This window comes from Methylophilus sp. (assembly GCF_035460085.1).
Lineage (GTDB): Bacteria > Pseudomonadota > Gammaproteobacteria > Burkholderiales > Methylophilaceae > Methylophilus.
In genome coordinates, this window is record NZ_DATHWZ010000050.1 from 1 (window position 1) to 8,282 (window position 8,282).

Annotated in this window: 9 protein-coding genes; 2 read left to right on the plus strand and 7 right to left on the minus strand. The window is 48.0% G+C overall.

Translation table 11 applies throughout. The features are described from left to right. Positions 1–434, minus strand: a 434-nt coding sequence (locus VK958_RS07715) for a zinc dependent phospholipase C family protein (protein ID WP_325240412.1), incomplete at its 3' end; no start/stop codon positions are given. 144 nt (positions 435–578) lie between these two features. On the opposite strand from VK958_RS07715, the gene VK958_RS07720 reads away from it, so the two are divergent. Together VK958_RS07720 and VK958_RS07725 are read left to right on the plus strand one after the other, a co-directional pair. Next, a complete protein-coding gene (locus VK958_RS07720; RefSeq protein ID WP_325240414.1) occupies positions 579–1,778 on the plus strand; it encodes a glycosyltransferase in 1,200 nt (399 codons plus the stop codon). A 292-nt stretch (positions 1,779–2,070) separates the two neighbouring features. Continuing rightward, positions 2,071–2,394, plus strand: coding sequence for a DUF1330 domain-containing protein (locus VK958_RS07725; protein WP_325240416.1), 324 nt, complete (start codon positions 2,071–2,073; stop codon positions 2,392–2,394). Between the two features lie 104 nt (positions 2,395–2,498). Here VK958_RS07725 and pstB read toward each other — a convergent pair whose 3' ends face one another. From pstB to VK958_RS07755, 6 genes are all read right to left on the minus strand, one after another. After that, positions 2,499–3,278: a phosphate ABC transporter ATP-binding protein PstB gene (gene pstB, locus VK958_RS07730; protein ID WP_325240418.1), complete on the minus strand. Its 780-nt coding sequence runs from the start codon at positions 3,276–3,278 to the stop codon at positions 2,499–2,501. A 25-nt stretch (positions 3,279–3,303) separates the two neighbouring features. Next, positions 3,304–4,242 (minus strand): phosphate ABC transporter permease PstA, encoded by a 939-nt coding sequence (gene pstA, locus VK958_RS07735; protein ID WP_325240420.1) that lies wholly within the window; start codon positions 4,240–4,242, stop codon positions 3,304–3,306. A gap of 144 nt (positions 4,243–4,386) precedes the next feature. Further along, entirely contained in the window at positions 4,387–5,313 is a 927-nt protein-coding gene (gene pstC / locus VK958_RS07740; RefSeq protein WP_325240428.1) for a phosphate ABC transporter permease subunit PstC, read from the minus strand. A gap of 107 nt (positions 5,314–5,420) precedes the next feature. Next, positions 5,421–6,416 carry a PstS family phosphate ABC transporter substrate-binding protein gene (locus VK958_RS07745; RefSeq protein WP_325240422.1) on the minus strand — a complete coding sequence of 332 codons (996 nt, stop codon included), beginning with the start codon at positions 6,414–6,416 and terminating at the stop codon, positions 5,421–5,423. Positions 6,417–6,536: 120 nt separating this feature from the next. Further along, positions 6,537–7,538 (minus strand): inorganic phosphate transporter, encoded by a 1,002-nt coding sequence (locus VK958_RS07750; RefSeq protein ID WP_325240424.1) that lies wholly within the window; start codon positions 7,536–7,538, stop codon positions 6,537–6,539. Positions 7,539–7,547: 9 nt separating this feature from the next. Next, on the minus strand, positions 7,548–8,204 hold the full coding sequence (locus VK958_RS07755) for a DUF47 domain-containing protein (RefSeq protein WP_414683867.1): 657 nt from the start codon (positions 8,202–8,204) through the stop codon (positions 7,548–7,550). Positions 8,205–8,282: the final 78 nt, after the last annotated feature.

Here is an 8,282-nt window from a genome sequence, read left to right on the forward strand (position 1 = left end):
GTTTGTAGGTAAGCATCCATCGCCCATTCTGCAGCCGCATGCGTGAGCACACTGTCATGCTGCCATTTGGCTTCAAAAGTGGGTACAAAATGCTGGTGGGCAACGACATCGGTCAGTAGGTGGACGTTGTAACCTATTCCCAGCGCCAGTTGTCTGTCATTGTTGGTATGCAGCAATTGCTGGCCTATGCCCCAGCCATGGCTGTGATTGAAAGTACGGGAAACAACTGCCAGATCCGGCAAACATGCGCCAGCCAGCACCAATGTCGGGTAACGCCGCATCACCCCTAACCAGGGCAATGGCAATAAAGGTAATGTCTGTAGCCAGCTATGGGTATAAGCCACATGGGAATACAAGCCCCAGGCATGCGCCTCGCCTGGCATGGCAATCAGTAATAGCAGTACGGCTAAATATCTGAAGAGTCTTTTTTGCATGAGCGCACTCTGCGCCCGGTAGATGACAGATGCATGATGATTGTATGACATTGATATGAAAGGGATTTAGTCATAAAAGCATCACGAAACGTTGTTAAAGTATGTGAGAATTGTTTACATGGAAACGCTTAAACGGAACTTTGCATGAAAATATTGATGATTTCAGATGTGTATTTCCCGCGCGTGAATGGCGTTTCAACCAGCATTTATACCTTTGCAGAAAGTCTGCGTGATCATGGGCACACCGTGCACCTGATTGCCCCCCAGTATGCTGAATCTCTTGAGAATGCTCTGATCGGTGACGAAGCGTGGATCACGCGTATCGCTGCCCGCAAAATCGTGTTTGATCCTGAAGATTATTTAATGAAATGGCCAGCGCTAATGGCTTATGTAGATAGCCTGCACCCTGGTGATTATGACCTGGTCCATATACATACCCCATTTGTCGCGCATTATGCCGGGCTTAAAATCGCCAGGAAACTGCAAGTGCCGGTGGTGGAAACCTATCACACCTTCTTTGAAGATTATATGCACCATTACCTGCCTTGGGTGCCGCGCAAGTTTGCGGTGAATATCGCACAGTGGGTTTCACGCAAACAATGCCAGCAGGTAGATACCGTGGTTTCACCTTCAGCGCAAATGCGTGACGTATTGCAGCAATACGGTGTTACCACGCCGGTGACTGTTATCCCAACCGGGCTGGATGCTTCAAGGTTTGTGCCGGGGGATGGTGCAGCGTTCAGGGCGAAATACGATATTCCGGGGCAAAGGCCTTTATTGCTGTTTGTTGGCCGTGTCGCGCATGAAAAAAATATCCAGTTCTTGCTGGAAATGCTGTCGCTCGTGATTCAGGATCATCCGGAAGTCTTGCTGGTGATTACCGGTGAAGGCCCGGCCGAAGGCATGTTGAAGAAAATGGCACGCGACAATGGCTTGCAAAATAACGTCATGTTTCTCGGCTACCTGGACCGCGCAGTAGGGCTGAATGCCGCCTATCGCGCAGCAGACATCTTTGTGTTTGCTTCCAAGAGCGAGACGCAAGGCCTGGTATTGCTGGAAGCCATGGCACAGGAAACACCAGTCGTTGCCATTGCTGAACTGGGCACAGCGTCCATTCTGCGTCAGGAGCAGGGCGCATTGATTGCACAAGATGATGAGTTGCACTTTGCCGAACAAGTACAAACCTTGCTGATCGATCACCAGTTACGTGAGCGTGTAGGTAAACAGGGCAAACGCTATGTAGAGCAGGTATGGTCCAGTGATGCCCAGGCAAAAAAATTGCTGGAATGCTACGCGCGTTTGATGCTGGCGAATTTTCCGCTGGCAGCTTCTGCAGCTGCATAATTCAGGCAGCATCATATTACTGTGGTGCTGCCATCTCTGCTGATTTTCTGGAATTTTTCCTGGCCCACTTGACGCTTGCCAGCTGGCGCGCCAAGATAGCGGCAGACTTGCATTCATGCAAGCAGCACACTATCAGGATAATCTAATATGTTCACTCAACACCTGCCGCGCCCTGGTTACCATTTTTGAGTGGCAGTCGAAGATTAGGCAGTCTTTAAATTTCCCATTGATTTAATCAATGAAATTTAAAACTCGAACTAAATGATTATTTCTACACATCCAAGGAGTGAAAATGGCAGCATATTTAATTGCAGATGTACTACTTAAAAATGATGAATGGGTTCCTGAATATGCAAAGCATGTTCACCTGATTGCTGAAAAACATGGTGGAAGATATTTAAGTCGTAGTGGTAACATTGATGTGCTTGAAGGTAAGCCATTGGAAAATACATTGATTGCTTTGATTCAGTTTCCCAACAAAGAAGCAGCATTAGCGTTTGCGAATGATCCAGAATATGCGCCTTACTCCAAAGCCAGGCAAGATGGCACTGAAAGCCGTTTTCAGTTGATAGATGATACTGACGTTGCAGGTGCCATCCCTTATCTTCCTAAATAGCGGAGCTCAGCTGAGGAATTATCGAAGGTGGAATGCTTGAACATGTTGTAAGTTTCCAATAAAAAACGCCGCAAATTGCGGCGTTTTTTATTGGAAAAGTGGAGTTAACCAAATTTACCGGTAATGTAATCTTCAGTTTCCTTACGGCCAGGATTAGTGAATATTTTGTCGGTATCATCGTACTCGATCAGTTCACCCAGGTACATATAGGCCGTGTAATCAGACACACGTGCTGCCTGTTGCATGTTGTGTGTCACAACAAGGATAGTCAGCTTGCTACGCAACTCAACCATTAACTCTTCAATGTTGGCCGTTGCAATCGGGTCCAGCGCTGAAGTCGGTTCATCGAACAACATGATTTCCGGATCGGTTGCCAGCGCGCGGGCGATACATAAACGTTGTTGCTGGCCGCCAGACAGGTTGAACGCCAGGTCATGCAAACGGTCTTTGACTTCGTTCCACAAAGCCGCGCCTTTCAATGCTTCTTCTACCTTGTCGTCCATGATGCGTTTATTGTTTTCACCACGCACGCGCAAACCATAAGCCACGTTCTCGTAAATCGATTTCGGGAACGGGTTAGGTTTCTGGAATACCATGCTGATACGCATACGCACTTCGATCGGATCTACGCCAGGGTCCAGCACATTGGTGTTGTCAGGGTGCATCACAATATTGCCCTGATATTTGTTACCAGGATACAAGTCATGCATGCGGTTAAAGCAGCGCAGGAACGTCGATTTACCGCAGCCTGAAGGGCCAATCAACGCGGTGATTTTGTTCTCGTACAAAGGCATGCTGATGCCTTTAAGTGCACGAGCGCCGTTGCTGTAGAAGAAGTTTAAATCGCGCGCTTCGGCTTTAATCGGAGTAGTTATTGTGGCCATGAAATTTCCTAAATCCTATGTGGCATTACCATTTAATATTTTTACGAATTTTGTAGCGTAACCAGATGGCCCCGCCGTTCATCAACAAGGTGACAACAATGATCAGTGCGCCGGTGGCTGCCGCATTGACGTGAAAAGCATGGTCAGGGCGGGACAACCAGTTAAACATTTGGATAGGCATCACAGTGAAGCCGGAAGATAACCATTCAAAGTTAATAAACGGTGCTTCTGTGGTGATGGGTGATGGGGGCAAAAAGGCGATGAATGTGAGCGCCCCAATCGTGATGATAGGCGCTGTTTCGCCGAGTGCGCGTGACATCCCGATAATCACACCAGTCAATATACCGCCGTAGGAGTACTTGAATACATGGTCATACACGACTTGCCATTTAGTCGCACCAACGCCATATGCGGCCTCGCGGATAGAGACCGGGATAGCGCGTATGGCTTCGCGGGTAGACACGATCACAATTGGCAGAATCAACAGGCCGAGTGTTAAACCTGCGGTGAGGATACTTTGGCCCAAACCGAGTATGTAAACAAATAATCCCAATGCCAGCAAACCATAAATAATGGAAGGCACACCCGCCAGATTGGATACATTGATTTCAATCAGGTCGGTAAAAAAGTTTTTTGGCGCATATTCTTCCAGGTACAACCCCGCCGCAACGCCTACAGGAACAGCAGACAGGAATGTCACGATCATGACCAGCAAAGAACCTACCCAGGCTGAAAGTAAACCGGCACGGCCTGCACGACGGGAAGGGAATTCGGTCAGGAATTCAAGGTTGAATTTTGGGTAACCATCGGCAATCAATTGCCAGAACAGCAACAGCAGTGTCATCAGGCCGAGCATCAGGCAGATCAGCCCCAGCGCTGCAAACAATGTGTCGTTACGCTTGTGGCGTTTAATCATGGCGCGCACTTCGCCCAGGTTTTCAAGTACAGAAGCTTTATGTTCCATGTTGGTATTATTCCCGCATCTTCCGGTAGTCGGCTACCGGCAGTGTATTGTTGTTATATGTCAGTTTTGCGTCAGGTCTTATCTTAGGAAGTTAATAATTTTTGCGAAGTTAATAAATTCTTGCGAAGTTAATAATCTTAAAAATCAGTAACTCTCACGATAGCGCTTGCGTACCCAGTGACCAATGATGTTGAAAGACAGTGTCATTGCCATCAGCACCAGGCCGGCTGCAAAAATACTTTGATAACCGATGCTGCCATGCGGCAAGTCACCCATTGCAACCTGCACAATGTAAGCAGTGATCGTCGCTGCGCTTTCCAGCGGGTTAAAGGTCAGGTTAGGTTGCTGGCCTGCGGCAATCGCCACCACCATGGTTTCACCAACAGCGCGTGAAATCGCCAGGATATAGGCAGCAACGATCCCGGAAATAGCGGCTGGTGTCACCACTTTTACCGCTGTCTGGAAGCGGGTAGCACCCATGGCATAAGAACCTTCACGCATGCTCATTGGCACCGCGCGCATGGCATCTTCAGACAGGGAAGCAATGTAAGGAATAATCATGATACCCATCACAATACCGGCGCCCAGCATGTTGAAGCTTGGGAGGTCCGGATAGATGCTTTGCAGCAATGGCGTCACAAAGAACAAGGCGAAATAACCGAATACGACTGTTGGCACGCCTACCAGCAGTTCAAGGATAGGTTTCACGATTTCACGTGTTTTATGTGAGGCGAATTCAGACAGGAAAATCGCAGAGATAGTACCGATAGGCACGGCCACTAACAGGGCAATGGCTGAGGTAGTCAAGGTGCCAGAAACCAGGGGCATGATGCCGTAATGCGCATCTTCAAACAGCGGTGTCCATTCAGTATCGGTAAAAAACTCAATCACTGAGACGGTTTTAAAAAAGCTTAGAGACTCATATAGCAGCACGCCGACAATCGCGAAAGTAGTGGCTACCGCAACCAGTGCCGCCATCATCAATATCAATTCAATGATGCGTTCCTTGACATTTCTACGGATGTTTTTAGCCAGTCTGGGGCTGATGGGCAGTTCCACGGGTGCTTGCATTGCTTGAGTCGCCATAGTGATTATCTGTCGAGGTGAGAATTTTAGCGGATAATCCGCAGGTCAGGCCGAAAGTAAAGAAAAAAGGGGCCGCAACAGCCCCTTTACCATTACTTGATTCGGGATAACAGGTCAGTAATCTTGATGCCGACTTCTGAAGAACCGTTAAAGCCAGTACCCGGTTTCATCGCTTTGAAATGCGTTTTTACCGCCTCGTAATCTTCTTTCGGCAACGGTACATATTTCACTTCTTTAACCAGTTCTGGTGCATTTTCCAAATAGAAGTTAATAAAAGCTTTCACCTCTGGTTTGAATGCAGCGGAAGTTGCGTTGACGTAGATAAACAGCGGACGTGCCAATGGTTGGTAAGTACCATCCATCACAGTCGTTTCAGAAGGTAATACAGCTTTGCCGCCTTCTTTAGCCACGATAGGAATGGCTCTCAGCTTGTCTGTGTTTTCCAGATAGTAAGCCAGGCCAAAGTAAGCCAAACCACCCAGGTTACCAGAAACGCCTTGTACCAGGACATTATCATCCTCTGATGGTGTGTAGTCTTTACGGCTGGCTTTTGCTTTGCCATTAACTGCTTCAGTAAAATAATCAAATGTACCGGAGGATGTGCCTGGTCCATACAGATTCATCGCTTTGTCCGGGAAGGTGGCATTCACTTGCTTCCAATTTTTAACCGAAGAGTTCGGCTCCCAGATTTTTTTCAATTCTGCGACTGTCAGTTGTTTTACCCAGTCATTTTTACTGTTCACAACCACTGTCAACGCATCGTAAGCTACAGGTAATTCAATAAACTGTACGCCGCCTTCTTTACACAGGTCTATTTCTTTTTGCGTGATAGGGCGTGAAGCATCGGAGATGTCTGTTTCACCACGGCAAAACTTTTTGAAACCGCCACCAGTGCCGGATTCACCCACAGTGACTTTGATACCTTTGGCACGCTGAAATTCTTCAGCCACGGCTTCAGTGATCGGGTACACGGTACTGGAACCGTCAATTTTAATAATCTTGTCCGCTGCATTAGCTGTTAGTGAAAAGCTGAATGCTTGCACAATCAATGAAGCGATTAAAGTAGTGCGGAACAACGTGGTATTCATGTATACACTCCTGTGTGTGGTGTTATCTTGCAATGCGTGAATCTTAGAAACTTTATATGACAGAAATGTGACAAAAAATAAAAAAGGCGCACCAGGCGCCTCTTTTTCATGACAATTTTCTTACAACACACTTTCACCGATATGGTAGGCAATCGCTGCCATGATGGCGGAACAGGGGATGGTGAGCACCCAGGCCCAGACAATCCGGGACGCCAGTCCCCAGCGTACCGCCGTCATGCGGCGGGATAGTCCGACGCCGACAATGGCGCCGGTGATGGTGTGGGTAGTGGAAACCGGTATGCCCAGGCTGGTGGCCAGGAATAAAGCGATAGAACCTGAGGTCTGCGCCGCAAATCCACCTGTCGGGCGGATTTTGGTAATGCCCATGCCCATGGTACGCACAATGCGCCAGCCGCCAAACAGCGTACCCAAGCCCATCGCCAGCTGGCAGGCAATCACCACCCAGAACGGCACATTAAAGTCGCCTTGTAGGTAGCCATTGGCAAACAGCAATACGGTGATGATGCCCATGGTTTTTTGTGCATCATTGGCGCCGTGGCCAAGGCTGAATAACGAAGATGAAATAAATTGCATCTTGTTGAAGCGACTCTCGATCTTGTAAGGCGATGAGCGCTGGAATGCCCACATGATGCCGATGGACAACAGTAGAGCTAGCAACATGCCAAACAACGGCGACAAGATAATGGCAATACCTGTGCTGATCAGTTTGCTACCGATAATCACGCCTTTAGTGCCTGAGTGGGCCATGCCTGCACCGATCAGACCGCCGATCAAAGCGTGTGACGATGATGAAGGGATGCCGAACCACCAAGTGATGACGTTCCAGGCAATGGCGCCAAACAGGGCACCAAAAATAATAGTATTGTTGACGATATTGGGATCTATGATGCCTTTACCCACCGTATCTGCCACATGCAAACCAAAAAACAGGAAGGCAACAAAGTTAAAAAAAGCAGCCCAGATAACGGCTGCCTGTGGTGTCAGCAAACGGGTTGAAACCATCAATGCGATTGAGTTGGCGGCATCATGAAAGCCGTTCATAAAGTCAAAAATCAAGGCGACAAAGACTAATACCGCCATGACGATTAGCACGTGATCCATGACGATTCCTTAAATGCGTTCCAACACAACACCGTGAATCACATCCGCGACATCTTCACAGCTGTCGACAGCCTCTTCGAATAAATCATATAGTTGCTTGGAACGGATCAGGGTGCGGGCATCATGATCTTCAGAGAATAACCTGTGCATCCCCGAGCGCATAATGTGGTCGGCTTCACCTTCGATGGTGCTGATTTCTTCACATGTGCGCAAAATGCGTTCAGCATTTTTCATGTCTGACAGCATGTGTACAGCGTCGCGTACTTTTTCAGAAGCACGTAACAGGATTTGCGCCAGTGCCACCATTTCAGGCGTGAATTTGGTGTGGCCGTAAATTTCTGCACTCTGTGGGATGGCTTCCATGTAATCAATGATATCGTCCAGCGCCATGGCCAATTCACGGATTTCGCGGCGGTCAAACGGGGTAATAAAGGTCTTGTGCAGGGAGAGCAGGATTTCTTTGGTATATTCGTCAGCTTCGGATTCAATTTTGCGGATTTCGGCAAAATGGGTGTGAAACCCGGCCTGATCTACTTCTGCGGCCATCAAAGCCAGCACTTTTGAACCACGTACAGCACAGTCGGCCAAACGGTTAAACAGCACAAAGTAGTTATCGTTTCTAGGACTGATTGCAGCCATAATGCGGCCAAAGGTGGCATGCGCCATTGAGAACTCCCGGACGGTTACAAGTTTTGTGACCGTGATTTTACTATTTTGTGACAGTGTTTGTGACAAAAATATGAA

Bases quoted from the DNA above. Each gene is read 5' to 3' on its own strand.
- VK958_RS07725 (WP_325240416.1), top strand. From the start codon at position 2,071: ATGGCAGCATATTTAATTGCAGATGTACTACTTAAAAATGATGAATGG.
- pstA (WP_325240420.1), bottom strand. From the start codon at position 4,242: ATGGAACATAAAGCTTCTGTACTTGAAAACCTGGGCGAAGTGCGCGCC.
- pstC (WP_325240428.1), bottom strand. From the start codon at position 5,313: ATGCAAGCACCCGTGGAACTGCCCATCAGCCCCAGACTGGCTAAAAAC.
- VK958_RS07750 (WP_325240424.1), bottom strand. From the start codon at position 7,538: ATGGATCACGTGCTAATCGTCATGGCGGTATTAGTCTTTGTCGCCTTG.
- VK958_RS07720 (WP_325240414.1), top strand. From the start codon at position 579: ATGAAAATATTGATGATTTCAGATGTGTATTTCCCGCGCGTGAATGGC.
- pstB (WP_325240418.1), bottom strand. From the start codon at position 3,278: ATGGCCACAATAACTACTCCGATTAAAGCCGAAGCGCGCGATTTAAAC.
- VK958_RS07755 (WP_414683867.1), bottom strand. From the start codon at position 8,204: ATGGCGCATGCCACCTTTGGCCGCATTATGGCTGCAATCAGTCCTAGA.
- VK958_RS07745 (WP_325240422.1), bottom strand. From the start codon at position 6,416: ATGAATACCACGTTGTTCCGCACTACTTTAATCGCTTCATTGATTGTG.